This is a genomic window from Brachybacterium sp. AOP3-A1-3, assembly GCF_052378285.1.
Lineage (GTDB): Bacteria > Actinomycetota > Actinomycetes > Actinomycetales > Dermabacteraceae > Brachybacterium.
The window spans coordinates 26,539-51,312 of sequence record NZ_JBQSXM010000015.1 but is presented as its reverse complement, the minus strand read 5'-3'; the positions used below and the strand labels follow the sequence as shown (position 1 = coordinate 51,312).

The following is a 24,774-nucleotide window of genomic DNA, read 5'->3' as shown; positions in this document are numbered from 1 at the left end:
GGCGGAAGGCCTTTCAGGTGGGGCCGATGGTCGTGGCGCTCCCAGGGGCGCGGGCTCTCGCCCCGCGCCGCTCCGGGTGCCGAGATCAGATGTCGAGGAAGCGGACGTCCTTGGCGTTCTCCTGGATGAACCGGCGCCGGGACTCGACGTCATCGCCCATCAGGACGGAGAAGATGGTGTCGGCGTCGGCGGCCTCATCGACCGTGACCTGCTTCAGCGTGCGCGTGTTGGTGTCCATCGTGGTGGCCTGGAGCTCCTTCCAGTCCATCTCGCCCAGACCCTTGTAGCGCTGGATCCCGTTGTCCCGCGGGATACGGCGACCGGCGGCGCGGCCGGCCTCGAGGCGCTCGTCGCGCTCCACATCGCTGAACACGTACTCGTGCGGGGCGTTGGTCCACTTCAGGCGGAACAGCGGCGGCATCGCGATGAACACGTGGCCGAGCTCGATGAGCGGACGCATGTAGCGGAACAGCAGCGTCAGCAGCAGGGTGCAGATGTGCTGGCCGTCGACGTCGGCATCGGCCATCAGCACGATCTTGTGATAGCGCAGCTTGGTCGCGTCGAAGTCGTCCCCGATGCCGGTGCCGAAGGCCGTGATCAGCGAGCGGACCTCCTGGTTGTCCAGGGCCCGGTCCAGGCGCGCCTTCTCCACGTTCAGGATCTTGCCGCGGATGGGCAGGATGGCCTGGGTGCGGGGATCGCGGCCCTGCACGGCGGACCCACCGGCGGAGTCGCCCTCGACGATGAAGATCTCGGACTCGGCAGGGTTGCGCGAGGAGCAGTCGCGCAGCTTGCCGGGCATGCCGCCGGTCTCCAGCGGGGACTTCCGACGCGTCGCGTCGCGGGCCTTGCGGGCCGCCTCGCGGGCCGCGGCCGCCGCCTGGCCCTTCATGACGATGGACTTGGCCTCCATCGGGTGGGAGACGAACCAGTCCTGCAGCTGATCGGTCATCACCTTGACCATGAAGGTGCGGGCGACGGTGTTGCCCAGCTTCGTCTTGGTCTGGCCCTCGAACTGCGGTTCGCCGAGCTTCACCGAGATGACCGCCGTGAGGCCCTCACGGATGTCCTCGCCGGTGAGGTTCGCGTCCTTCTCCTTGAGCAGGCCCTGAGCGCGTCCGTAACGGTTCACGATCGAGGTCAGCGAGGAACGGAAGCCCTCCTCGTGGGTGCCGCCCTCATGGGTGTTGATCGTGTTCGCGTAGGTGTGCACCGACTCCGAGTACGCCCCGGTCCATTGCATGGCGACCTCGACGGAGATCTGCACGTCGGTGTCCTCGGACTCGAAGGAGATGATGTCGGGGTGGATCACCTCGGCCCGCTTGGTCGTGTTGATGAACTCGACGAAGTCCTGCAGGCCGCGCTCGTACAGGTACGAGATGGTGCGGGGGCCCTTGTCCGTCGAGGTCCCCTCCGCCTCGAGCTCGACGTCGATCAGATCGTCGTCGTCCTCGCCCGTCGTCTCCGAGATGCGCTCGTCGGTCAGCGTGATGCGCAGGCCCTTGTTGAGGAACGCCATCTGCTGGAACCGCTTGCGCAGGGTCTCGAAGTCGTACTCGGTCTCGTCGAAGATCTCGTCGTCGGCCCAGAACGTGATGCTCGTACCGGTCTCGTCGGTCTCCTCGCCCTTCTCGAGCTCGACCTGCGGGACGCCGCGGCTGTACCACTGGCGCCACACGTGGCCGTCGCGGCGGATCTCGACCTCCATCCGGATGGACAGGGCGTTGACGACGGAGGAGCCCACGCCGTGCAGGCCGCCGGAGACGGCGTAGCCGCCACCGCCGAACTTGCCGCCGGCGTGGAGCACGGTGAGCACGAGCTCGACGGCGGGCTTGCCCTCGGTGGGGTGCATCGCGACCGGGATGCCACGGGCGTGGTCGACGACCTTCACCCCGCCGTCGGCCTGCAGCGTCACCTCGATGGTGTCGCCATGACCGGCCATCGCCTCGTCCACGCAGTTGTCGACGATCTCCTGGACCATGTGGTGCAGGCCGCGCTCACCGGTGGATCCGATGTACATGCCGGGGCGCTTGCGGACCGCTTCGAGGCCTTCGAGGACCGTGATGTCCGAGGCGTCGTAGTGCTCCGGGGCATGGGCTGCGCGCTCACCGGCGGATCCCACGACGGCGGCGTCCGTCGCCTCGACGGTCTCGGCCGCCTCGGTCGCGGCGGCGTTCTCGGCCGTGTCGGGCGACGGGTCCGGGGCGCCCTGGGGCGCGTCCGGGTCGGGCATGGGGCGGTCGCTGTCGCTCACCTGATGTGGCTCCTCGCAGTCCTGGGAACCCTCGGTCCAGGAAGAGCGCCGAGGGTGTGCAGCCGATCCCGAGGACGAGTCCCCGGCCCGGCACGCAGGCGGCCCACGGAGACGGCCTCGCGCGCGCACGCGCGGGGCACCTCTGTAGGCCACAGCGATCGGGCCGACGGGATCGAAGTCCACGAGGACGTCGGAGGACGTCGGCCGAACTCCTCATATTCTAGCGGAGATCGCGTGCTGAACCTATTAACCTCGCCGTTTCTGTGGACAACACGACCCAGATCCACCACCACACGGGCCGGGACGGCCTCTGGACGGCTCTCGCGGGCCTCGGGACGGGGTCCCATACGCCTCCCCGGGTGATATCGCGGCAAAGCGGCCCCTGCGCGGGTCCGGCTCCTGCTCGCGGATCACCCCCGGATCCCTCTCCCGCCGGTCCGGTGCGATGTGCCGGGCCACGGCCCGACGGGAGAGGGCTGCGCTGCGGATCAGTCGCCGATCAGTCGCCGATCAGTCGCCGGTCGGGAGCCCGGAGAGCACGCGCGAGGTCGCGATCGCCGCGGACGCCGCTTCGTGGCCCTTGTCCTCACGGGAGCCGTCGAGCCCGGCCCGATCGAGCGCCTGCTCATCATCATCGCAGGTCAGAAGCCCGAACCCGATCGGGGTGCCGTGGTCGAGAGTTACCCGGGACAGTCCGTCCGTGGCCGCCGCGCACACGTACTCGAAGTGGGGGGTGCCTCCGCGGATGACCACGCCGAGCGCCACCACGGCGTCGTGGGTCCGGGCGAGGCGGTCCGCGATCACCGGCAGTTCGAAGGATCCCGGGGCGCGCACCAGCAGGGGCTCGGCGATCCCGGCCTCCGCACAGGCCCGCAGGGCGCCGGCGATGAGACCGTCCATGACCTGCTCGTGCCAGGAGGAGGCCACGATGGCGATCCGCAGGGCGGGCCCGTCGGCGTGGGAGGAGAGGTCGATCGTGGGGCTTCCATGTCCGCTCATGCGGGATCTCCGTTCGGTGAGGTGTTCAGGGTGATGTTCAGGGAGCTGCTCGGGGAGGTCGCGGGCAGGCCGGCGAGGGAATGGCCCAGCCGGTCCCGCTTGGTGGTGAGGTAGGCGAGGTTCTCGGGGGTGACGTGCGTGCTCAGCGGCACGATCCCGGCGACCTCGATCCCGCCGGCGCGCAGGGCGTCGGCCTTGGTGGGGTTGTGGGTGAGCAGGGTGATCGCGCCGACGTCGAGGCGGTCCAGGATCGCCGGCACGATCGCGAAGGAGCGGTCGTCGACGGGCAGCCCCAGGTCGAGGTTGGCGTCGACGGTGTCCCGGCCCTGCTCCTGGAGGGCATAGGCGCGCAGCTTCGCCAGCAGGCCGATGCCGCGCCCCTCGTGGCCGCGCAGCAGGATCAGCAGCCCGCGGCCGGCGTCATCGATCCGTGCCAGGGACTCCTCGAGCTGCGGTCCGCAGTCGCAGCGCAGGGAGCCGAAGACGTCCCCGGTCACGCACTCCGAGTGGATCCGGGTGAGCACGGGATCGGCCGTGGTGAGGTCGCCGCGGGCGAGGACCAGGTGCTCGGCGGTTCCTTCCCGCACGCCGAACGCCCGGAAGGTGCCGTGCGGTGTGGGCAGGGTGATCTCTTCGGTGACCTCGAGGTCCGATGCCTCGGCCGCGCGGCGATGCTCGGCCAGGGCCTCGATGGAGACCATCACCAGCTCGTGCTCGTCGGCGAAGTCCCGCAGGGCGGGGCCGCGCATCATGGTGCCGTCGTCATGGATGAGCTCGACGATCATGCCCACCTCGGTCCTGCCGGCGAGCCGGGCGAGGTCGACGGCGGCTTCGGTGTGCCCGCGCCGTTCGAGCACGCCCCCGTCCCGGGCGCGCAGCGGCAGCACGTGCCCGGGACGGATGAGGTCGCCGGGGGTGGCACCCTCCGTGCCGAGCACCTGCAGGGTGCGTGCGCGATCCGCGGCGCTGATTCCGGTGGTCACGCCCTGGCTCGCATCGACGCTGATCGTGTACGCGGTGCGCAGGGGGTCGGTGCTGTGCTCCACCATGAGCGGCAGCTCGAGCGCATCGGCGCGGGCAGCGGTCATCGGGGCGCAGAGCAGCCCGCTGGAGTAGCGCACCGCGAAGGCGAGCAGCTCCGGGGTGGCGGCGGAGGCGGCGAGGATCAGATCGCCCTCGTTCTCGCGGTCCTCGTCGTCGACGACCACCACGGGTCGGCCGGCGGCGATCGCGGCGATCGCCTCCTCGATGGGGTCCAGTCGCAGCGTGGTCGTCGGCGCGGTCGTCGAGATGGTCATCAGCGGGCCTCCGTCGCAGGGGTCGCGGTCGGGACGGCGCGCGCGCCGAGCAGCTTCTCGACGTACTTGGCGAGCACGTCGACCTCGAGGTTCACCCGGTCACCGACTCCCTTCGTGCCCAGCGTCGTGCGCGCGAGCGTCTCCGGGATCAGTCCGATGGTCACCTCGTCCGCGTCGATCGCGGCCACGGTCAGGCTGATGCCGTCCACGGCCAGGGAGCCCTTCGCCACGACGTAGCGCGCGATGCCCTGCGGGTCGTCCGCATCGGCACCCGGCAGAGAGATGCGCAGCAGCGTCGTGCCCCCGTCCTGCTCGCGGCTCACGATCTCGCCGACGCCGTCGACGTGGCCCTGGACGATGTGTCCGTCCAGGCGGCCGTCGGCCCGCACGCAGCGTTCGAGGTTGATGCCGTCCCCGACCTGCAGGTCGCCGAGGTTCGTGGCGGCGAGCGTGGTGGAGATGACGTCGGCGCTCCACAGCTCGCCCTCGACGTCCGTGACGGTGAGGCAGCAGCCGTTGACGGCGATCGAGTCGCCCAGGGAGATGCCGTCCAGGACGTAGGGGGAGCGGAGTCGCAGACGGGCCGAGGAGTCGGTCCGTTCGATGGTCTCGACGGTGCCGAGCTCTTCGATGATGCCGGTGAACATGGTGGTCCTTCCGGGTCAGGCGGCGCGGGGCCGCAGGGTGAGGCGGAGGTCGGTACGGCCATCCGATGAGGTCAGAGGAGTGGAGTCGACGAGGTCGAGGTCGAGGCGGTCGGCGAGGGTGGAGATGCCGAGGTCACCGGTCGCGGAGCGGCCGGCACCGAGCAGGGTGGGTGCGAGATGGACGATCAGCTCGTCCACGAGTCCGTAGTGCAGGAACGCCGCGGCCAGCGAGGGGCCGCCCTCGAGCAGCACATGGCGCAGGCCGCGTGCGAAGAGGTCCTCCAGGGCGGCCGACGGGTCCCGGGTGCGCAGGGCGATCGCCTCGCCGGCGCCGTCCGGGGTGGGCAGCGGCGGGAAGACGCCGGTGCCCATGACCGCCCGGACCGGCTGGCGAGGGCGCAGAGAGCCATCGGAGCTGCGCGCGGTGAGGCTCGGCGAGTCGGCGCGAGCGGTGCCGGTCCCGATCAGGACGCTGTCGCAGGTGGTGCGCAGGTCATGGACCTCCTGGCGGGCGGCCTCCCCGGTGATCCACCGGCTGGTGCCGTCGGCCGTCGCGGCTCTCCCGTCGAGGGTGAGGGCGAGCTTCATGGTGACCAGGGGCCGTGCGTGGTGCAGTCCGTGCTCCCAGCCGCGGTTGAGCGCGCCGGCTGCTGCGGCGAGGTCTGCGGGGATGTCGAGATCGACCTCGAGACCGGCCTCGCGCAGCAGCTGGACCCCGCCGGCAGCCACCGGGTTGGGGTCGCGACGGGCGACCACCACGCGGCCCACGCCTGCGTCGATGAGTGCCTGGGCACAGGGGCCGGTGCGGCCGGTGTGCGTGCACGGTTCGAGGGTGACGACGGCGGTCGCTCCGTGGAGCCTGGGGGCAGTGCCGGCCAGGGCGCGGGTCCGGGCGTGGTTCAGGGCGTCGGCCTCGGCGTGGGGCGTGCCGGCGCCGCGGTGGTATCCCTCGGCGAGGACCGTGCCCTCGCGATCCAGCAGCACGCAGCCCACCCGTGGGTTCGGTCCGTAGGCGACGGCGGGGTGCGCCGCGATCTCCAGCGCGCGATGCAGCGCGCTGCGCTCGGCAGGGTTCAGCACGGTCTCTCCTCCGGTCCGCTGCTCGCGGTCCCGGTGGAGGGGAAGGGGTACGGGAACGCCGCCCCACGGGGTGCTCGGTCGCGGCGCACCAGGGGTGCGCGGCGAGAGACCGCTCGAGGACGTCGTTCGCGTGCGCTTCCCATCCGGACTCTGACCGTCGGTCCGGGAGTTCCACCTGGTCAACCGAGGGCCAGAGGCCATCGGGTCGCGGACTATCACCGCCGGCTCGGAATTTCACCGACCCCAGTGCACGCGAGCTCTTCAGCTCGTCGTCCTCCACGGTAGCAGGAGAGCGGTCAGGCGCCGAGGCTCGCGTCGGCGGATGAACTCGACCTCACCAGCCGAGGTCGTGGGGTTCAGCCGTAGGTGTCGCGCGGGCCGCGCCAGGTGACGGTGCGTCGCCCCTTCTTCCAGGTCCGTTCGGCAGCGGCCGGTCCGGTCACCCGCAGTTCGGCGACGACGTGAGAGCCGACATGCTCCTCGATGGTAGTGATCAGGCGGGGGGTGAGCATCCGCAGCTGCGAGGCCCAGGCGGAGGAGGACGCGCTGATCACGAGCACCCCGTCCTCAAGGGAGACGGGGCGGCAGTGCGCGCTGACCTTCTCCCCGACGATGTCGTCCCACTCCTCCAGCACCCGACCGGCGTTCATCCCGGCGTTCCACCCGAGGTTGCCGAGCACCTTGCGCAGCACGGACTCGATTCCCTGGGGATCCCGGGGGTCCGGCCGGGACCCCGAATAGCCTGGTGAGCTGCCCGAACGGTCCCTCACGTCACGAGCCTGGGTCTTCGCCGAGATCGGGAACAGGCCGCGATCCCGGGCGGCCGCTCGGGAGCGGTTCACGGTGCGCCGTGCCAGTTCGAAGGGGTCCGGAGGGGTCGGCAGCTCGGGCGGATCGTAGGCCTCGCCGGGGTCGTCCGCCTCCCCGCGGAGATCGGTCGAAGCCGGTCGACGGCCGGTCACCGTGGACGGCCGGGACGCAGCGCCGGCGTGACCCCTCCCGGAATCGGCGCCCCGGGGCAGCTCCTCACGCGCAGTCGGCTCCTGGCGAACCGTCGGCTCCTCGCGCGCAGCTCCGGTCCCGACCTGGGGATCGGGATCGTGCGGAGGCGTCCTCCAGGTCGAGAGGTCATAGGGGTTCGCCAGTCGCTGCCGCACGGGGCTCCCGCCGTCGGACCCGCTGGAGCCCTTCCCCGCCCGGGGCGGCGTCATCACAGACCGCCCTCGCGGGGCACGGCGGATCCCAGGCTCACGTCGACCACATGCATCTCCCCGTCGAGGGAGTCGGGGATGTCGGTGTCGTTGGCTGTCGTCACGAGCACCTGGGAGGCATCGGTGATGATCCGGCCGAGGCGTTCGCGGCGGTGCACGTCGAGCTCGCTGAACACGTCGTCGAGGATCAGGATCGGTTCGCCGTCGCCGAGATCGCCTTCCTCGAGGCGCAGCAGGTCGTAGGAGGCCAGGCGGAGGGCGAGGGCCAGGGACCAGGATTCGCCGTGGCTGGCGTAGCCCTTGGCCGGGAAGTCGTGCAGTCGGATCTCGAGGTCGTCACGGTGGGGGCCGGTGAGGCTGACGCCGCGGTCGATCTCCTCGTCGTGCCGGGTCGAGAGCATGGTGAGCATCGCGTCGTGGATCTCCCGGGTGCTCGGGAGCTCACCGGTGATCGTGCCGAGCTCGTCGAGAACGGTCGAACGATAGCTGACGTCAGCCGGCGAGGAGAGATTCCCGCGCTGGTCGGGAGGCAGATCCAGAGCCTGCTCGGCGCCCTCGTCGGAGGAGACCCGCAGGTAGGAGTAGCCCAGATGAGGCCGCAGACGGTTCACCAGGTGCAGGCGGGCGCGCAGGAGCTCGGCCCCGAATCGGGCCAGCTGCTGATCCCACACCTCGAGGGTCGAGCTCGCAGAATCCGCAGGGTCCAGCCCGCCGACGCTGCGTCCGCTGCCGCCGCGCCGCATGGACCGCATCTGCTTGAGCAGATTGCTGCGCTGCTTGAGGACGCGGTCGTAGTCGGCCTTGACCGAGGCGAAGCGGGGGGCGATCTCGAACAGGAGCTCGTCGAGGAAGCGTCGACGGCCTTCGGGATCCGCCTTGACCAGGCCCAGGTCCTCGGGAGCGAAGAGCACTGCCCTCACCTCGCCGAGCAGATCACGGAGCCGGGACACGTTCTGCCCCTGAAGCCGTGCCCGGTTGGCCTTGCCCGGGGTGACCTCGAGGTCGACCTGCACAGGGCGGCCGGCCCGCAGGAAGCTCGCCCGGATGATCGCGGTCGATTCGCCGCGACGCACGAGTGCGGCGTCGTGGGGAACACGATGGCTGGACAGGGTGGCGAGATACCAGACGGCCTCGACGATGTTGGTCTTGCCCTGCCCGTTCTGGCCCACGAGCACGGTGATCCCCGGTCGTACGGGCAGGCTGAGCTGCTCGTACGAGCGGAAGTCGGTGAGGTCGAGAGCGGTCAGCTGCATGGAGGGACCACTCCCTCGCTCAGATCCGCATCGGCATGATCAGGTACTTGTACGACGTGTCCGGGGTCCCTTCGAGGGAGTCCTGGCCACTCATCACGGACGGCTTGATCGAGTCGGTGAAGGTCAGCCGTGCGAACTCGGCACCCAGAGCGCCGAGCCCGTCGAGCAGGAAACCCGAGTTGAATCCGACCACGAGGTCCTCGCCCTCGAGATGGGCTTCGAGCACCTCGCTGGCCTGGGCGTCGTCTCCGGCGCCGGCCTCGAGCGCGACCTGGCCCTCGGTGAAGGACAGGCGCACGGGGGTGTTGCGCTCGGCCACGAGGGAGACGCGCTTGACGGCGTCGATGAGGGCTCCGGTGGAGACCACGGCGGTGATCGCGGTGGTCTCGGGGAACAGCCGACGCACGGGCGGGTACTCCCCGTCGACCAGGGTCGATGTGGTGCGGCGGCCACCGGCCTCGAAACCGATGAGGTTCGCGGAGGAGTCCTCGGCCAGGGCGATCTCGACGCTGCCTCCGGTGGACAGGGACCGGGCGACCTCGTGCAGGGTGCGACCTCGCACCAGAGCAGTCTGCTCGGTGCCGGGCGTCGCCGGGTTCCAGGTGAGCTCGCGCAGTGCCAGACGGTAGCGATCCGTCGCCATGAGCGTCATGGTCTCGCCGGAGATCTCGACCTTCACGCCGGTCAGCAGCGGAAGCGTGTCGTCCTTGGAGGCGGCAACGGTGACCTGGCTGATCGCCTCGGCGAAGACGTCGGCCGCGACGGAACCGGCGACCGGGGGCATGCTCGGCAGCTGGGGGTACTCCTCGACCGGGAGCGTCGCCAGGGCGAAGCGGGCCGATCCGCAGCGGACCTGCAGCTTCGTCCCTTCGAGGGCGATGGAGACGTCCTTGTTGGGCAGAGCCCGGACGATGTCGGAGAGCATGCGCCCCTGGACGAGAACCTCACCGGGCTGCTCGATCTCCGCGTCGAGCCGGATCTGCGCGCTGACCTCGTAGTCGAAGGTCGACAGCTGCAGTTCACCTCCGGCTTCAGCAACGATCCGCACGCCTTGCAGGATCGGCATCGCCGGTCGCACGGGGAGGGTTCGGGTGGCCCAGGAGACGGCGTCGCCGAGGACGCCGCGATCGAGGTGGAACTTCACCGTTGCCACTCCTTCGCAGTGGTCGAAAGCCAGAACAGGCACGGACGGAGCACAGCGTATCGGTTCTGGCGGCCTCTCGCCGACACACCGGGGTTGATCCTTGACTTCCCGTCCTCGCGCACCAGCTCCTTCGCGCGGGTCCGACGCCGATCCGGGATCCCCACCATCCTCGTCCCCAGCTCCCGAACGCTCCCCAGCACCCAGGAATCACACGATCTCGCCGCCCTCGTCGACGTCCCGCCCCTCCACATCCCCGTCGAGCACAGAACTACAGTCCTCTTCTTCACGGCTGTTAATACAGTGGATAACTGCGATCGGCGCAGGTCACCACGTACGAGGCTCACGTGGATGGATCGTTGATCGACGTGTGGTCCTCGTGGGTGGAGTGTGCACGTGCCCCCGGTGTCGAGCAGTTCTTGTCATTCCTCGATGCACATCGGCTCGTGCGTGGATGCTTGTCATTCCACATTGTCCACAGAGTTATCCACATTTGGGGAGAACTACGCTCTGACCTGCCGTGTTCTTCTCAGGGTGACGACAGCCCGTTCCCGAGCCGTCACGGCCGCACCGGATCCCGCTCTCCGGACCCACCACGACCCTCCGTGCCGGACGCGGCGGCCGCGAACCGCTACTTCCGGGGAGCGGAGTTGTTGCTCTTGATCCGGGCTGTGAGCTCCGTGACCTGGTTGAAGATCGCTCGTCGTTCCTTCATGAGCTCGCTGATCTTCTTGTTCGCGTGCATCACGGTGGTGTGGTCGCGACCACCGAACTCCTCGCCGATGCGGATCAGAGGCATGTCGGTGAGCTCTCGGCACAGGTACATGCCGATCTGTCGCGCTGAGACGAGCCGGCGCGAACGCCCGGTGCCCACGATCTCCTCGACGGACAGGCCGAAGTAGGTGGCGGTCTGCACGATGATCGTCGAGGCGGTGATCTGGGTGCCGTCGTCGTGCGAGAGCAGATCCTTCAGAACGCTCTCGGCGAGGGTCACGTCCATGGGCTGGCGCGAGAGGGAGTGCAGCGCCTGCACGCGGATCAGAGCCCCCTCGAGCTCACGGATGTTGGTGGCGATGTGCGAGGCGATGTACTCGAGCACGTCATGGGGCACCTCGCCGGTGTCCTCCTGGGCGACCTTCTTGCGCAGGATGGCGATCCGGGTCTCGAGGTCCGGCGGCTGCACGTCCGTCATCAGGCCCATCTCGAAGCGTGACCGCATGCGGTTCTCGAAGCCGCCCAGCTCCTTCGGGGGCAGGTCGGAGGTGATGACGATCTGCTTGTCGGTGTTGTACAGCGTGTTGAACGTGTGGAAGAAGGCTTCCATCGTCTCCGGCGCACGCTGCAGGAACTGGATGTCGTCGATGAGCAGGATGTCGATGTCGCGGTACCGGCGCTGGAACTCCTGCGCCTTGCCGAACTGACCGGACTGCACGGAGTTGATGAAGTCGTTGGTGAACTCCTCGGAGTTCACGTAGCGCACCACGACATCGGGGTAGAGGCTCTGGGCGTAGTGACCGACCGCGTGCAGGAGGTGGGTCTTGCCCAGGCCCGAGCCGCCGTAGATGAACAGCGGGTTGTAGGCCTTGGCCGGGGTTTCCGCCACGGCCGACGCCGCTGCCTGCGCGAAGCGGTTCGAGGAGCCGATCACGAAGGTGTCGAAGGTGTACTTGGCGTTGAGCCGGGAGTCCTCGCCGAGGGTGGACTGCCCGGTGCGGGCCGGTCGGCGCGGGGCCAGTGCCGGCGAGGGGGCCGACGAGCCGGACAGCGCCGAGAATCCCGCGTAGGCGCTGGGATCGTCCGCCGCGGTGCCGGTGTAGGCACCGCCGAGGGAGAAGCGGTCCTCGGTCGCGAAGTGCGCCGCGCTGGCGGTGGAGCCGCTGAGGGGCATCGCGGCCTGCCCTGGCTGGTCGCTCGAGGGCAGCACCGACCCCTCGTCACGGCGGAAGGGCGCGTTGTGGATCTCCTGGGTGGGAGTGTCCACATCTCTGTCCACAAGATGTGTACTGCTGGCGTCGGACGCCGAGGTCACGGCGCTGCTGGGGGTCGGATCCTCATCGCCGTCGTCGAACAGCGTCTCGTCGACCGTCACGGCGAAGCGCATCTCGCGCCCGGTGGCCTCGCTCAGCGCCGCGGACAGGGCGCCGGCGATGCGGTGCTCGAAGAGCTCCTTCGCCGAGGTGGAAGGGGCTGCGACCAGGGCAGTGTCTGCGACGACGGCCATCAGGCGGGACAGCGTCAGCAGGGCGATCACGCGCTGGGACACGGTGTCGTCACGGCGCAGGGTCTGCAGGGTGCGCTCCCAGATCGCGGCGACATTCGCGTCAGACATCAGGTTTCTCCGTAGGGGGACGAGAGGCGGTCCGGATAGTTTTCCACAATAGCGGCTGTATTGTGGATCAACGCTGTGGACAACTCTCTGTGAGGCGTCCGTCTCCCTCGTCCTTCGCCTCCCCACCCTTCGCGTCCCCCGCCCTTCCGGCCGGGCCTCGTCGTGGACATGCCTCCCGGTCTCCGCCCAGCGGCGGTCGGACGGCGGCTCGAGCACCGGTCCGGGCACGAATCGCCGGGGATAAGTGAGAATCCGGCCACAACGCGCCCTCTACGGGCTCCTGCCGTTGACCCGTCGCGGACTCGCTCCTAAGATCGACCAGTCAGCGCTGCGCGACGTCCCGATGCGGTTCCCGGGTCCACTGCGGACCCCTTTCCGGTGTCGGATCGGTGTCACGGCAGCCGCCCCGCGAGAGCGGGTGCGCCCGGACGGCCCGTTCGTGCAGCAGACCTACAGACCACCGCGAAGGGCACGTCCGTGCCCATGATCGAGGAGAACCGATGAGCAAGCGCACGTTCCAGCCGAACAACCGTCGTCGCGCGAAGAAGCACGGCTTCCGCGCCCGCATGCGTACCCGCGCCGGCCGCGCCATCCTGAACGCACGTCGCACCAAGGGTCGCGCCGAGCTCTCCGCCTGAGACGGATCTGCCGACGTGACCAGGGATTTCAGGCAACGGTCCTGTGAACTGGTCTAGTCACCGGCTGCATACCGGCGAACAGTTCCGCGCCATCACTCGTGGTGGAGTGCGCAGCGCCCGATCCCACGTGGTCGTGCACCTCTCCCTGCTTCCGCAGGACGGAGATGCACCCCGCGTGGGATTCGTCGTGTCCAAGCGGATCGGCAATGCCGTGGTGCGCAATCGGGTGACCCGTCGCCTGCGCGAGATCGTGCGCCCGCAGTTCGCAGGCCTGCCTCCGGGGTCGGCCATCGTGCTGCGCGCACTGCCCGGCATCGACGAGCAGCCCTTCGACGAGCTCGAGGCCGACGTGGTCTCCGGGCTCGGCTCGGCGGTGCGCAAGCTCGAGCGTCGTCGCGGCGGTGTCCGGTGACGGGCGACGGGACTGGTGAGGTCGCCGGGCGTTCCGCCGACGTCGGTGGCACCGGTGCTCCCCGTCCAGCCGGCCGTCCAGCCGGTGACCCAGGGGGCCGTCGTGCTCCTGCGCAGGTGGTGCTCCAGCTCCCGCGCCGGCTGCTCGCCCTCCTGGTGCGCGCCTATCAGGTCGGCATCTCGCCCTACACCCCGCCGGCCTGCCGGTACGACCCGGTGTGCTCGCAGTACGGCATGGATGCCCTGCGGGTGCACGGCGCCGTGAAGGGAACGATCCTGACCTCGGGACGGATTCTTCGCTGCAATCCCCTCAGTCACGGGGGCCCCGACCCGGTCCCCGCCCCGGGCATGTGGAGGAATCCACCCCGACTGCGGCACTCAGCCCACTAGGGCCTACTCTTGTCCAAGATTCCCGACCACAGCCGACACCTCGTATGAACGTCATGCGCATCCGTGCGGCAGGAAGACCAGGCCGATGAACCCCCTGTATCCGATCGAATGGGCCGTCGCATGGCTCATGGTGAAGTTCCATGCCGTGCTGTCGGTGTTCATGGAGCCGAATTCCGGGCTGACCTGGGTGCTCTCGATCGTGGGCCTCACCGTCGTGGTGCGAACCCTGATCATCCCGCTGTTCGTGCGTCAGATCCGCGCTTCGCGCGCGATGCAGATGGTCTCCCCGGAGCTGCAGGCCGTCCAGAAGAAGTACAAGGGCAAGACGGACCAGGCCTCCAAGCAGAAGATGGCCGAAGAGACCATGGCGATCTACAAGGAGGCGGGCGCCAGCCCGTTCTCCTCGTGCCTGCCGGTGCTGCTGCAGATGCCGATCTTCTTCGGTCTGTTCCGCGTGCTGTTCAACAAGCTGCCCGACGCGGCAGCGGGAACCGCCTTCGGTCCGCTGACCCCTGAGCTTGCCAAGAGTGCGAGCCATTCCACGTTCTTCGGCGACATCACCATCGCCTACAGCTTCCTGAGCCCCGGTGACGGCGGCGTCACCACCCGCATCGTCGCGGGCATCATCATCGCCTGCATGTGCGCGGTCACCTTCTTCACCCAGAAGTCGCTGACCATGAAGAACATGCCCAAGGCGGCCCTCGAAGGCCCTATGGCCAGCACCCAGAAGATGATGCTGTACATGCTCCCGTTCATCTACGTGATCACGGGCCCGGGCATGCCGATCGGTGTGCTCATCTACTGGCTGACCACCAACGTGTGGACCTTCTGCCAGCAGTACATCGTCATCCAGGCGGCCCCCACGCCGGGATCGGACGCCGCGAAGGCGCGGCACGAGCGCATCAACGCCAAGCGGGAGAAGAAGGGCCTCGAGCCCCTCGACTTCACCCCGCCGAAGAAGGTCTCGGCCGAGCCGGAGCCCGAGCAGCCGCTGCGCGTGCAGCCGGCGTCCAAGAACAAGGGCGGCAAGAAGCTCTCGGACCAGGAGAAGCTCGAGCGTGCACGGGCCGCCCGGGAGAAGGCGGCCGAGGAGCGTCGTGCGGCGCAGGAGGCAGCGGGTGAGACCCCGACCCCGCCGTCGTCGGGCTCGTCCGCGCTGAACAAGGGCGCGAAGAAGAAGCGTAAGAAGTGACCTCGCACCCCGGGAGCACCGATGCTCCCGGGGCGCACCTCTTTCATCCCGAGCATGTCCCCGGAGGATCCTCATGAACGACAGCACGCCTGATGTCCCCACGGCCGACGAGGCCGCCGAGAACCTGAGCGCTGCTCCCGAGCAGGACGTGACCGCACAGCCCGCCGCGCACGCTCCCGCCGGTCCCGAGGAGAACGACGTCCCGGACGACGAAGCACCTCTCGCGCGCTCCGCCGGCGAGGCCGATGGCGCAGCTGACAGCGGTGCAGCCGGCAACGGTGCTACCGACGACGGTGCTGCCGAGACGTCCGTTCCTGCCCCCACCACGGATGACGCCGCGGACGAGACCGCTGAGGCCACTCCGGCCGAGACCTCGGAGGAGCGGATGCGCCGGCTCGAGGAGGAGGGCGACATCGCCGCCGACTACCTCGAGGAGCTGCTGGATATCGCGGACCTCGACGGGGACATCGACATCGACGTGGACGGCGACCGCGCCTCCGTGGAGGTCGCGGGTGCTGATCGCCTCGCGGCGCTGAACCGACCCAAGGGCGAGCTGTTGGACGCGCTGCAGGAGCTCACGCGCCTGGCGGTGCAGTCCCGGACCGGCAATCGCTCCCGTCTGATGCTGGACATCGGCGGATTCCGTGCCGAGCACAAGGGCAGCCTCGAGGAGCTCGCCGAGAAGGCTGTCTCGGAGGCCAAGGAGGGGGGCGCCGCGATCCCGCTGCGCCCGATGAACCCCTTCGAGCGCAAGGTCGTCCACGACGTCGCCAAGCGCGAGGGTCTGCGGTCCGAGTCCGACGGTGACGGCAAGAACCGCCACGTCGTGATCTACCCGGCCTCCTGAGGCGTCCGGTGCTGCCCCTTCCCGATCCCCTGCGCCCGTCGGCGGAGCGTCTGTTCGCAGACCGTCTCGACCTGGCGGAGCGCTTCGCGAGCATGCTCGCCGAGCAGGGACCCGAACGCGGTCTCATCGGGCCCCGCGAGGTCGACCGGCTCTGGGGACGACACATCCTCAACTGCGCCCTCATGGCCGACGCCATCGATCCGTCGGCACGCACTCTCGCCGACATCGGCTCCGGCGCCGGCCTTCCCGGTGTGGTCCTCGCGATCGCCCGCCCCGACCTGACGGTGACGCTCGTGGAGACCATGCAGCGACGAGCCACCTGGCTCGAGGAGGTCGACGCCGAGCTCGGCCTCGGCCTCGAGGTCGTGCGCTCCCGCGCCGAGGACCTCCATGGCGAGCGGACGTTCGACGTCGTGACCGCTCGGGCGGTGGCGGCGCTGGACAAGCTCTCCCGCTGGACCCTTCCGCTGGTGGCCGAGGGCGGGGAGCTGCTGGCGATGAAGGGCGGGTCTGCGGCCGAAGAGGTCGACAGGGCCACCAAGGCCCTGACGAAGCTGGGCGGCATCGATCCGCGCATTGCGCAGTACGGGATCGGTGAGGTCGAGGTTCCCACTACAGTGGTCCACGTGCGTCGCCGTGCACAGGCGACCAGGAAGGGAGAGGCCCGTGGCTGAACAGCACGAAGACTCCTCCCCAGGACGAGGTGCAATGGAAGACACTCCGCTGATGCGCGAGCTCGCCAGAGATCACGCACGCCGCAAGAAGCTCGATGGCGTCCAGTTCGGCGCCCCGGAGTCGACCCGGATCATCACGATCGCCAACCAGAAGGGCGGCGTCGGCAAGACCTCGACGACCGTGAACATGGCAGCGGCCCTGTCCATGGGCGGACTGCACGTGCTGGTCATCGACGCGGATCCGCAGGGGAACACCTCCACCGCGCTGGACATCGAGCACCACGCCGACGTCCAGAGCATGTACGAGGTGCTCGTGGAGTCCGCTCCGCTGGCGGACGTGGTCCAGGACGTCCCGGACATGCCGCGGCTGCAGTGCGCGCCGGCCACGATCAACCTCTCCGGCGCGGAGATCGAGCTGGTCTCCCTGGTGGCCCGTGAGAACCGACTGCGCAACGCGATCCGTGACTACCTCGATCACCGCGACTCCGAAGGGATGCCCCGCCTGGACTACGTGCTGATCGACTGCCCGCCGTCGTTGGGCCTGCTGACCGTGAACGCACTGGTCGCGGCCCGCGAGGTGCTGATCCCGATCCAGGCCGAGTACTACGCGCTCGAGGGCCTGAGCCTGCTCCTGAACAACATCGATCTGATCCGCCAGCATCTCAACCCCGAGCTGGTGGTCTCCTCGATCATGCTGACCATGTACGACGCCCGAACCCGGCTCGCCGCACAGGTCGCACAGGACGTCCGGGAGCACTTCCCGGAGCAGACCCTGGAGACGACGATCCCCCGCTCCGTGCGTATCTCGGAAGCCCCGAGCTATGGGCAGACGGTGCTCACGTACGATCCGAGTTCGAGCGGCGCCCTGGCCTACCGGGCCGCCGCCCACGAGCTCACCATCCGACCCGCCCCATGACAGCACCCTCGAGGCACAGTCGCGACGACGCCCCGCGTGCCTCAGGACCATCCCCTGCTGAACAACACTTTCCGGAAGGACAACGGCCATGACGCAGAAGCGAGGACTCGGTCGAGGACTCGGCGCCCTGATCCCGGGCGCTGGTTCGAGCCCCGCTCCGGAGCAGGAGCTGCGCACCCGCGCGCAGCGAGCGTCCGCCACTGATCAGGCACCGTCGAGCACTCGTCCGGTGGACATGTTCTTCTCCGGGGAGAAAGCTTCCGAGGGCCAGGACTACCCACAGCGGGACCGGGGCGCTCGCACGGATCTGGCGGGCGAGATGGCACGGGCGGCCGCCCAGCGCCGCGGCCGTGGCGCATCGACCCGGGCGACGACCTCCCGTGGCTCCGCGTCGTCCACGGAGGGATCGACCGAGGCCCCTGAGAGCCCGGAACCCGCCAAGCCCGCCCGCGCGCGCACCACGAGCAAGGCCGGTTCGTCCTCGAAGACGTCCTCGTCGAAGTCGTCCTCGTCGAAGGCGTCGACCACGAAGGCGTCATCCACGAAGGCGCCATCCACGAAGTCCCGGACGACGAAACCGTCGTCCACGAAGTCCTCGTCCACGAAGTCCTCGTCCACGAAGTCCACGTCCACGAAGTCCACGGCAGCGAACGCGGTCCCTGCAGAGTCCGAGGCGCCGAAGATCGCGTCAACGACACCGACTCCTGCGCAGAGCGCGGCCTCCGAGAAGCCCGCTGCTGCGAAGCCTGCTGACGCGAAGGCGACAGACGCGACGGCCACTGACGCGAAGGCCGCTCCTGCAGACCCGGAGCCGAGTTCGGACACCCCGTCGGCAGCAGCAGCCACGAGCTCAGCATCACAGAGCGCCTCGGAAAGTGAGTCACCGTCGGCCGTCGCGGTGGAGCGGACATCTGATCCGGCTGTCGACCTCGAGGCCGTGCAGCCGGCTCCGGCTGCTGCTGAAGTGGCACAGCCTGAAGAGGTCGACGCGACACCGCCCGCCTCTGAAGAGACCCCCTCGGACGCGGGAACCGCTGCCGACGGGATCGGCCGCCAGGAGCTGGTGAGCGTCCCCGGCGCCGAGTTCGCCGAGATCCCGATCCATGAGATCCGGGAGAACCCGCGGAACCCGCGCACGATGTTCGATGACGACGAGCTCGACGAGCTCGCCTTCTCGCTGCGTGAGGTCGGCGTTCTGCAGCCCGTCGTCGTGCGGCCGATCCCCGTCACCGACGAAGGTGAATCCTTCGAGCTGGTCATGGGTGAACGGCGCTGGCGGGCGGCCCGTCGCGCCGAGCTGACCGCGATCCCTGCGATCATCCGCGAGACCAGCGACGATGACCTGCTCCGTGACGCCCTGCTCGAGAACCTGCACCGTGCGCAGCTGAACCCGCTGGAAGAGGCGAACGCCTACCAGCAGCTGCTGGAGGACTTCGGCTGCACCCAGGACGAGCTGGGTGAACGGATCGGTCGCTCGCGTCCGCAGATCACCAATACGCTGCGCCTTCTGCGCCTGCCCGCACTCGTGCAGCGTCGACTGGCGAGCGGTGCCCTGAGCGCCGGTCATGCCCGAGCCCTTCTCTCCCTGGACGATCCTGCCCTGATGGAGGAGCTCGCTCAGCGGATCGTCAGCGAAGGCCTGTCGGTGCGTGCGGTCGAGCGGTTGGTGGCTCGCGGCGGGCAGCAGGCCCCTGCCCGCACGATTCGACGCACGACCTACGATCCCCATGTGGTTGACCTGACCAGCCGGCTGTCGAACCGGCTGGAGACGCCTGTTCGCATCGACGTGGGCAAGCGCAAGGGCAAGATCACGCTGGAGTTCACGAATCTCGAGGATCTGGATCGTTTGATCGATTCGATGGGTCTGGCTGTTCCGGTCACGAGCTCCGATGAGGACTCCGAGGACTGATCAGCGCGGAGTTGGACTGACAGCGACGAGGGGCCGGCGGAATCGCCGGCCCCTCGTCTGTGTCCTGGAGGGTGGTGCTCTGTAGGGGCCTTGCTCGGGGCGTGATTCTTCGGGCCAGCACCCCGCGGACCGCGGGGTGCTGGCCCTGATACACGCCGGGAGGTATGCGGGCAGCGCGAGTGCTCCGTGCTTCTGCCGGGTGGGAGTGGTCCCCGACGGCACGGAGAGGCAAAGGGTATGGCGAGCGTCACATGTGGCTTCAACCAGCTGTATGTGACGTTGATTCCCGACCTGTCACAACCGTGCTGGCCCGTCTCGGAGAACCGTTAGCCACGGTCGCCCAGTGAACGTGACGCCTCGGCCGGGAGTCAGATTGTGGATAGCCTGTTGAGATCCCGCCGCAGGTGGGAGTGGGATTCTTCGAGTTATCCACCGATGTGTACACAACTGTGGATTGAGCCCCAGCGGCCGTCACTAGGTGCTTCAGCTTCCGTGTCTTCTGGTTGATCCGGTCCCAGCCGGGGCGTCACCTCGCATCTGCTAGGTGAGAGTTTCGCGTGGAACTCTCTAGTTGCCGGGCGACGCGGTGCTCCTCGGGCACGGCCGTTTGACGTGAAACGCCTATCTGCTCCAACGCTGCTGATGGTGAGGTTCGCCTTCGGGCGCAGGTGCGGAGGCATCGCTCCAGGGCTGTTGAACCAGACGCCGAGCGGAGAGCTTTGAGCCCAACAGAACTCAACGGTTTCCCGTGGAACCTAGGGCACGGCGAAGACTCTCGGCGCCGATGACGACTCCTGGTGTTTCACGTTGAACTTCGATTGGGCTCCGTAGCGAGCATGATGATCCCAGTCGATGGTCGTTATCGATGGGTAGGTTCCAACTCTTCTTCGTATGTGTGCGACTGTCGACCCTGCTCAACGGAGCACCAGGGCGGCCATGTGCCACGTGAAACCATGCAGTTCGTCCTAGAGGCGCTGTGACGCCGAGCTCCAGCGGCAGTTTCCCGTGAAACGTATTCCTAGTACGTCGACCAGTCCCATCTGGGTCAAGAGCCGCGAGAACCTCAAGTCGGCACACCTTGCGATGTCGTTCGGCTGATGCTCGTTGCGTCCCGAAGATCTGCTGATTCGGAATTGGACCAGCGTGTGGGATGACAGTTCCACGTGAAACGGAGCATCCTTGCGTCTTGCCCCGAGTACGGAGAGAACGGTTGATCTGCCGACGACGTTTCCCGTGAAGCTGGACGATGAGCAGTGCATGCCGGTAGAGGGCATGCACGTATTCCCTTGTAGCCAAGGGGTGGGCGCACCGACGCCGTTGGGCCACAGAAGAACTACCCCGCGAACTGAGGATACTGACAGCGCCTGATTCGAGTTGCACGTGAAACTCGAAGCATGTGTCGATAGTGCCGCGGGGCGGTTTGCTGGAACCCCTGCCCCGCCCGGTCGTCAAAAGGTGTGGCCTCACCAGACCATTTGCGCCGCCAGTTGTTTCACGTGAATCTCGTGTGCAGCGCTCGTACAACTGCATGGGCAGTGGTGACGAGCCTTCGCATGAGTGACCGGATGTCTTCCCTCGCAGACTGTGTACGCAGGACGGGGTAGAACACGGGGAGAGTAGTCCTCCCCGTGTTTCACGTGTAACGCTGCAACGTCTCCAAAGTCCCCGATCCATGTTCCTATGCAGAGAACCCGTAGATCGGGCAGCGAGCCCCCGTCTGTGTCAAGGTGTCATGCGCCGTGGCGTCATGACGACCTGTGGCCTTCGTAAGACCTGAGATTCCCGTGAAACGCTGCTGGGGCTCGGTCGGCGCCATCGCTGCGAGAAATGTGGTGTTCGGTGCTCGAGGGTTCTCTCAGGACTCTCGTATTGATCGTCGAATACAGAGTGCATGGGAGGGGGTCGGTTCAGCGTGGAGTACGACATGGACTCGCTCTGGACGTGGCTCTGAACCGGGACTTGGGTCAGCAGTCGGAACTGGGCCTGAGATCCAGGCCGTAAGCGCCGCTGTACTTGGAGTGAGGGACAAGGCTGCGGCTCCTCACCCGGTTCACGTGAAACGTGCTCGATGCGTTCACCGTGAACCCATCGGCGCCAGCTGGTGCTTCGTGCGTCACCGAATGCCCACTATCGGGACCACATCCCTCTCACGAACGGGAGCTACCGCGGTGGCAAGACGGCTCGGTTCCACATGAAACACGCTGCGGGCGTGCTGTGTCGGCAGCTGCGAGAGGCGGCCTACGGTGTGGCTGGGCTTTCCAGCGGAGATTGTGAGGTGAACAATTTGTCGCGGTCCAAGGCTGATTCGCTTCGTGTTCCCGCATGAAGATGCTGGGAACGGGGCGGGCAGGTTTCACGCGAAACGCGCCGCGCTGGCACAGCGGGCTGTGGACGCGGTGACACCGGATTCGGAGGATTAACAGAATCTGGCCATTCGATGGCTGAGGAGCTTCGGCCCTCCATGCTCCGGGCCCACGTGAACCTCGTCCGTTCGATACGGGAAGTAATGACTGCCCCCGAGACCATTTCGACGGGTGAACCGACCCCGCACGTGAAGCTCCTCAATCGACTGCCGAGTCTCCGTCCTCGACGGAAGTTCACTGGAGCCTCACGGCCGCAGTCTGCGCGCGCCTCGCGTTATGCACACTGTGCGCAACCTTGTGGAAAACCGAAATCCGACATGTGACTGGCATCACAGTTAGTGCCACATCGACAACAAGTCGATTCGCGCCGAATGTGGCCGAAGATCAGCGTTCGCCCTGGTCATCTATATATTCAGTGACGTTGTCGCGATCTTCTCGCCGTCTCGTTGTCCACAGTGTGCTGTGGACAACTATGTGTATGGAGCCGCGTCGTGGTGTGGATATCAATGTGGACAACTATGTGCACAAAGCTGTCTCTGCACGTCAAGCGCTGCAGGCGTCGTCAGTTTGACAGAGCGCTCGACGTCGACATTCCGGGCTTCAGTCAGATGGTGCAAAGGGATCCGGCCGTCATGGTGCGGCGGTCATGCGTCCGTGTCTGCGACATCCGGGCCGAAGTCGCGAGCGACCTCATGTTTCGGAAGAGCTCCCCTGCGTCGTGTCGTGATCCTCCACGTTCCGGCAAGGACTGTCCGTTCGCCCGTGCTGGACGTGAGAGTGAGGTTGCGGACCAGCAGATGCTCCTCGGAGCCGGCAGGACCGTCCGTAGTCGTAGTCGTTGTCGTCGCCGTGGCGACGCCCACCGGGACATCGGTCCACGCCGCAGCTGAGCCCGGTGCTGAGTGAGTTGTTGAGCCACCTGCTCGGCCAGGTTCTGCGCCAGCGGCTGCGCCCTCTGCCGAGTCCTCAGCGTCACGGGCGGAGAGACCGGACTCCGCGGTGGCGGAGCCGCTACGGGTTGCAGGCCTCGGGTTGTCGTCACTCGCGTTCGAGGGAGCATCGATGACGTGGACGTCGAGTCGAATGAGCCTCAGCCATGTGGGAACGACGTCGACAGCCAGGAGGTCGAGCAACGCGTCCTGGGATGCGTCGATGATGCCTGTTCGTACCTGGTCGCCCCAACGTCGGGAGAGTTCCCGCAGCACGGTCGCAGCCGGCCGGGCCGGCCCCGCCCAGTCGGCCGTCACCAGAACGACGGCGACGCTGGGCTCGGGCTGCGACGTCGAGGGGATGAGCGGGGACGGTGCGGAACCGGGCGGGGACGGTGCGGAACTGGGCGAGGACGGGGCGGGCCCGGTCGAGGATCGCGAGGAGGTGGACGGGGACGAGGATGCGTCGACGTCGATCTCCTCCATGGCTTGGACCTCCGGCCGGGAAGGCGCTCCCGGCATCCTCAGCGGTCGATCAGCGCCCGACGGGCGCCGCGTCGACGGCCACCGTCTCGGACGCTGCGGACTTCGCCAGCTCGTCGGCCAGGGCGGCCTGATCGGTCAGCCAGCGCTCCGCGTCCAGAGCAGCCTGGCAGCCGGAGCCTGCTGCGGTGATCGCCTGCCGGTAGGTGTGGTCGACGACGTCGCCGGCGGCGAACACCCCGGGCACCGAGGTGTAGGTGGAGCGTCCCTCGCAGAGGATGTACCCCTCATCGTCGAGGTCGACCTTGCCGCGCAGCAGGTCGGTGCGCGGCAGGTGGCCGATGGCCTCGAAGACGGCGGAGGTCGGCATGACGCGCTCCTCCCCGGTGACGGTGTCGCGCAGTGTCACGGAGTCGACCTTCTCCGCGCCGTTGATGCTCACGACCTCGCTGTTCCACGCGAAGGTCAGCTTCTGATCCGCCTCGGCCCGGCGGGCCATGATCTTCGAGGCGCGCAGTTCGTCGCGGCGATGCACCAGGGTCACGGACTTGCCGAAGCGGGTCAGGAAGGTGGCTTCCTCCACGGCGCTGTCGCCGCCGCCGATGACGACGATGTCCTGATCCTTGAAGAAGAAGCCGTCACAGGTGGCGCACCAGCTGACGCCCTTGCCCGAGAGCTCCTTCTCGCCGTCGACGCCGAGCTCGCGGTACGCGGAACCGGTGGACAGGATGATCGACTTGGCTCGGTACACGGTGCCGTCGTCCAGCGTGACCGTCTTGATCTCGCCCTCGAGCTGAAGATCCACGGCATCGTCGTAGATGACCTCTGCACCGAACCGCTCGGCCTGCTCCTGCATGGTGGCCATGAGCTCCGGGCCCTGGATGCCGTTGGCGAAGCCCGGGAAGTTCTCGACGTCGGTGGTGGTCATGAGCGCGCCACCGGCATCCAGCGCACCCGCGATGACGATCGGCTTCATCTCGGCGCGGGCCGTGTAGATCGCGGCGGTGTAGCCGGCGGGGCCGGAGCCGACGATGACGACCTCGTGGATGGTCTCGTCACCGGAGATCTCGGGAGCGGTGGCCGGGGCAGCGGCCGGAGCGGACGCCGCAGGGGCGCCGAGGATGTTCAGGGCCTGGATGGGCTGAGACATGTCAGGGATGTCCTTCCGTGGGGGTCGTCGTGGGTCGTCGGCAGTCAGCGGGAGGACCGCGATCAAGTATGGGCTATGGGGAGGGACGGGGCCGGGGACGGAACCAGGCTCACAGGGAGCCGATCATCACCTCTCCGGACCACAGCCTCAGCTCGGCCGGATCGGTGGCGTCGGACGCTTGGCTCCCGCACTCGGGTGTCACGACGGTGGCGGAGACCGTGCCGCCGTTGGCCTGCAACGTCTCGCGGTCCATCGGACCGTGCACGAGCAGCCAGGCCGGCGTCTCGTCGGCGTTCCATGCCACCTCCTCCATGATGAGGATCGATTCCGGGATCCCCTGCTGTCTCAGGCAGGCCGAGGGATCGAAGCTCGTCGGCGGCTGGATCATGCCGGCGTCGACGAGCCTCTGCACCTCGGTTCCGATGCTGCCTTCATTGATAACGGGAACACCGGACGAATTCTTCCCGGCCCCTGCCGCGGAGTCGACCGAGGAGGAGACGGTGCGCGCACGATTGGCGGTCGACTGCTCGAGAGCGACCGTGAGCTGCACGCCGAGGAGAGCCGAGATGACGAGGGCGATCAGCACCACGTGAATGGGGACGCCGAGCATCGTGGCAAAACGTGAGCGTCGCCTCGCTCTCTGACGGCCGGCGGACGACG

20 protein-coding genes and 1 riboswitch are annotated in these 24,774 nt (G+C 68.0%); of the genes, 8 read left to right on the top strand and 12 right to left on the bottom strand.

All coding sequences use genetic code 11. The annotated features are described in order from the left end of the window. Positions 1–85: 85 nt before the first annotated feature. The 9 genes from gyrB to dnaA all read right to left on the bottom strand — a co-directional run bounded on the left by gyrB (position 86) and on the right by dnaA (position 12,212). Entirely contained in the window at positions 86–2,233 is a 2,148-nt protein-coding gene (gene gyrB, locus ACT3T5_RS15690; protein ID WP_444594855.1) for a DNA topoisomerase (ATP-hydrolyzing) subunit B, read from the bottom strand. 531 nt (positions 2,234–2,764) lie between these two features. Continuing rightward, the gene (gene ribH, locus ACT3T5_RS15685; protein ID WP_444594844.1) at positions 2,765–3,253 is read right to left on the bottom strand and encodes a 6,7-dimethyl-8-ribityllumazine synthase; all 489 of its coding nucleotides are present in this window, start codon (positions 3,251–3,253) and stop codon (positions 2,765–2,767) included. Next, positions 3,250–4,551, bottom strand: coding sequence for a 3,4-dihydroxy-2-butanone-4-phosphate synthase (gene ribB, locus ACT3T5_RS15680; RefSeq protein WP_444594843.1), 1,302 nt, complete (start codon positions 4,549–4,551; stop codon positions 3,250–3,252). The genes ribH and ribB overlap by 4 nt, the downstream gene beginning before the upstream one ends. Continuing rightward, complete coding sequence (locus ACT3T5_RS15675) at positions 4,551–5,198, bottom strand: riboflavin synthase (RefSeq protein WP_444579430.1); 648 nt, start codon at positions 5,196–5,198, stop codon at positions 4,551–4,553. Before ACT3T5_RS15675 ends, ribB begins: the two co-directional genes overlap by 1 nt. Positions 5,199–5,213: 15 nt before the next feature. Continuing rightward, positions 5,214–6,278 (bottom strand): bifunctional diaminohydroxyphosphoribosylaminopyrimidine deaminase/5-amino-6-(5-phosphoribosylamino)uracil reductase RibD, encoded by a 1,065-nt coding sequence (gene ribD, locus ACT3T5_RS15670; RefSeq protein WP_444594842.1) that lies wholly within the window; start codon positions 6,276–6,278, stop codon positions 5,214–5,216. Positions 6,279–6,404: 126 nt separating this feature from the next. Continuing rightward, positions 6,405–6,534: riboswitch (FMN riboswitch) on the bottom strand. Between the two features lie 100 nt (positions 6,535–6,634). Next, positions 6,635–7,489: a DUF721 domain-containing protein gene (locus tag ACT3T5_RS15665; protein WP_444594841.1), complete on the bottom strand. Its 855-nt coding sequence runs from the start codon at positions 7,487–7,489 to the stop codon at positions 6,635–6,637. Beyond that, the gene (recF, locus tag ACT3T5_RS15660) at positions 7,489–8,742 is read right to left on the bottom strand and encodes a DNA replication/repair protein RecF (protein WP_444579427.1); all 1,254 of its coding nucleotides are present in this window, start codon (positions 8,740–8,742) and stop codon (positions 7,489–7,491) included. The genes ACT3T5_RS15665 and recF overlap by 1 nt, the downstream gene beginning before the upstream one ends. Before the next feature lie 19 nt (positions 8,743–8,761). Further along, on the bottom strand, positions 8,762–9,886 hold the full coding sequence (gene dnaN / locus ACT3T5_RS15655) for a DNA polymerase III subunit beta (protein WP_444579426.1): 1,125 nt from the start codon (positions 9,884–9,886) through the stop codon (positions 8,762–8,764). 628 nt (positions 9,887–10,514) lie between these two features. Beyond that, complete coding sequence (gene dnaA / locus ACT3T5_RS15650; protein ID WP_444579425.1) at positions 10,515–12,212, bottom strand: chromosomal replication initiator protein DnaA; 1,698 nt, start codon at positions 12,210–12,212, stop codon at positions 10,515–10,517. A 500-nt stretch (positions 12,213–12,712) separates the two neighbouring features. Here dnaA and rpmH point away from each other — a divergent pair, with 500 nt between their 5' ends. The 7 genes from rpmH (at position 12,713) to ACT3T5_RS15615 (ending at position 17,280) form a co-directional block, all read left to right on the top strand. Then, positions 12,713–12,850 (top strand): 50S ribosomal protein L34, encoded by a 138-nt coding sequence (gene rpmH, locus ACT3T5_RS15645; protein ID WP_193117699.1) that lies wholly within the window; start codon positions 12,713–12,715, stop codon positions 12,848–12,850. 43 nt (positions 12,851–12,893) lie between these two features. Continuing rightward, the gene (rnpA, locus tag ACT3T5_RS15640; RefSeq protein ID WP_444579424.1) at positions 12,894–13,262 is read left to right on the top strand and encodes a ribonuclease P protein component; all 369 of its coding nucleotides are present in this window, start codon (positions 12,894–12,896) and stop codon (positions 13,260–13,262) included. A gap of 116 nt (positions 13,263–13,378) precedes the next feature. After that, positions 13,379–13,651, top strand: a complete 273-nt coding sequence (gene yidD, locus ACT3T5_RS15635; RefSeq protein ID WP_444594840.1) for a membrane protein insertion efficiency factor YidD — start codon at positions 13,379–13,381, stop codon at positions 13,649–13,651. Positions 13,652–13,736: 85 nt separating this feature from the next. Further along, positions 13,737–14,843: a membrane protein insertase YidC gene (gene yidC, locus ACT3T5_RS15630; RefSeq protein ID WP_444579422.1), complete on the top strand. Its 1,107-nt coding sequence runs from the start codon at positions 13,737–13,739 to the stop codon at positions 14,841–14,843. Between the two features lie 73 nt (positions 14,844–14,916). Continuing rightward, positions 14,917–15,690 carry a Jag family protein gene (locus ACT3T5_RS15625; RefSeq protein WP_444579421.1) on the top strand — a complete coding sequence of 258 codons (774 nt, stop codon included), beginning with the start codon at positions 14,917–14,919 and terminating at the stop codon, positions 15,688–15,690. A gap of 8 nt (positions 15,691–15,698) precedes the next feature. Next, positions 15,699–16,364: a 16S rRNA (guanine(527)-N(7))-methyltransferase RsmG gene (gene rsmG / locus ACT3T5_RS15620; RefSeq protein WP_444579420.1), complete on the top strand. Its 666-nt coding sequence runs from the start codon at positions 15,699–15,701 to the stop codon at positions 16,362–16,364. Positions 16,365–16,398: 34 nt separating this feature from the next. Further along, positions 16,399–17,280 (top strand): ParA family protein, encoded by an 882-nt coding sequence (locus ACT3T5_RS15615; protein ID WP_444579419.1) that lies wholly within the window; start codon positions 16,399–16,401, stop codon positions 17,278–17,280. A gap of 273 nt (positions 17,281–17,553) precedes the next feature. On the opposite strand, the gene ACT3T5_RS15610 is transcribed toward ACT3T5_RS15615, so the two are convergent. Next, positions 17,554–18,126, bottom strand: coding sequence for a hypothetical protein (locus tag ACT3T5_RS15610; protein ID WP_444594839.1), 573 nt, complete (start codon positions 18,124–18,126; stop codon positions 17,554–17,556). A 118-nt stretch (positions 18,127–18,244) separates the two neighbouring features. Between ACT3T5_RS15610 and ACT3T5_RS15605 the strand changes: the two genes are divergently transcribed. Then, positions 18,245–19,189 (top strand): ParB/RepB/Spo0J family partition protein, encoded by a 945-nt coding sequence (locus tag ACT3T5_RS15605; protein WP_444579417.1) that lies wholly within the window; start codon positions 18,245–18,247, stop codon positions 19,187–19,189. A gap of 3,827 nt (positions 19,190–23,016) precedes the next feature. On the opposite strand, the gene trxB is transcribed toward ACT3T5_RS15605, so the two are convergent. Both trxB and ACT3T5_RS15595 read right to left on the bottom strand, forming a co-directional pair. Continuing rightward, positions 23,017–24,114, bottom strand: coding sequence for a thioredoxin-disulfide reductase (gene trxB, locus ACT3T5_RS15600; protein WP_444579416.1), 1,098 nt, complete (start codon positions 24,112–24,114; stop codon positions 23,017–23,019). Positions 24,115–24,223: 109 nt separating this feature from the next. Further along, positions 24,224–24,724 (bottom strand): hypothetical protein, encoded by a 501-nt coding sequence (locus ACT3T5_RS15595; RefSeq protein WP_444579415.1) that lies wholly within the window; start codon positions 24,722–24,724, stop codon positions 24,224–24,226. Positions 24,725–24,774: the final 50 nt, after the last annotated feature.

Bases quoted from the DNA above. Each gene is read 5' to 3' on its own strand.
- ACT3T5_RS15675 (WP_444579430.1), bottom strand. From the start codon at position 5,198: ATGTTCACCGGCATCATCGAAGAGCTCGGCACCGTCGAGACCATCGAA.
- ACT3T5_RS15625 (WP_444579421.1), top strand. From the start codon at position 14,917: ATGAACGACAGCACGCCTGATGTCCCCACGGCCGACGAGGCCGCCGAG.
- dnaA (WP_444579425.1), bottom strand. From the start codon at position 12,212: ATGTCTGACGCGAATGTCGCCGCGATCTGGGAGCGCACCCTGCAGACC.
- ribH (WP_444594844.1), bottom strand. From the start codon at position 3,253: ATGAGCGGACATGGAAGCCCCACGATCGACCTCTCCTCCCACGCCGAC.
- ACT3T5_RS15595 (WP_444579415.1), bottom strand. From the start codon at position 24,724: ATGCTCGGCGTCCCCATTCACGTGGTGCTGATCGCCCTCGTCATCTCG.
- yidC (WP_444579422.1), top strand. From the start codon at position 13,737: ATGAACCCCCTGTATCCGATCGAATGGGCCGTCGCATGGCTCATGGTG.
- gyrB (WP_444594855.1), bottom strand. From the start codon at position 2,233: ATGCCCGACCCGGACGCGCCCCAGGGCGCCCCGGACCCGTCGCCCGAC.
- ACT3T5_RS15665 (WP_444594841.1), bottom strand. From the start codon at position 7,489: ATGACGCCGCCCCGGGCGGGGAAGGGCTCCAGCGGGTCCGACGGCGGG.
- recF (WP_444579427.1), bottom strand. From the start codon at position 8,742: ATGCAGCTGACCGCTCTCGACCTCACCGACTTCCGCTCGTACGAGCAG.
- rpmH (WP_193117699.1), top strand. From the start codon at position 12,713: ATGAGCAAGCGCACGTTCCAGCCGAACAACCGTCGTCGCGCGAAGAAG.
- ACT3T5_RS15615 (WP_444579419.1), top strand. From the start codon at position 16,399: ATGGAAGACACTCCGCTGATGCGCGAGCTCGCCAGAGATCACGCACGC.
- trxB (WP_444579416.1), bottom strand. From the start codon at position 24,114: ATGTCTCAGCCCATCCAGGCCCTGAACATCCTCGGCGCCCCTGCGGCG.
- ribB (WP_444594843.1), bottom strand. From the start codon at position 4,551: ATGACCATCTCGACGACCGCGCCGACGACCACGCTGCGACTGGACCCC.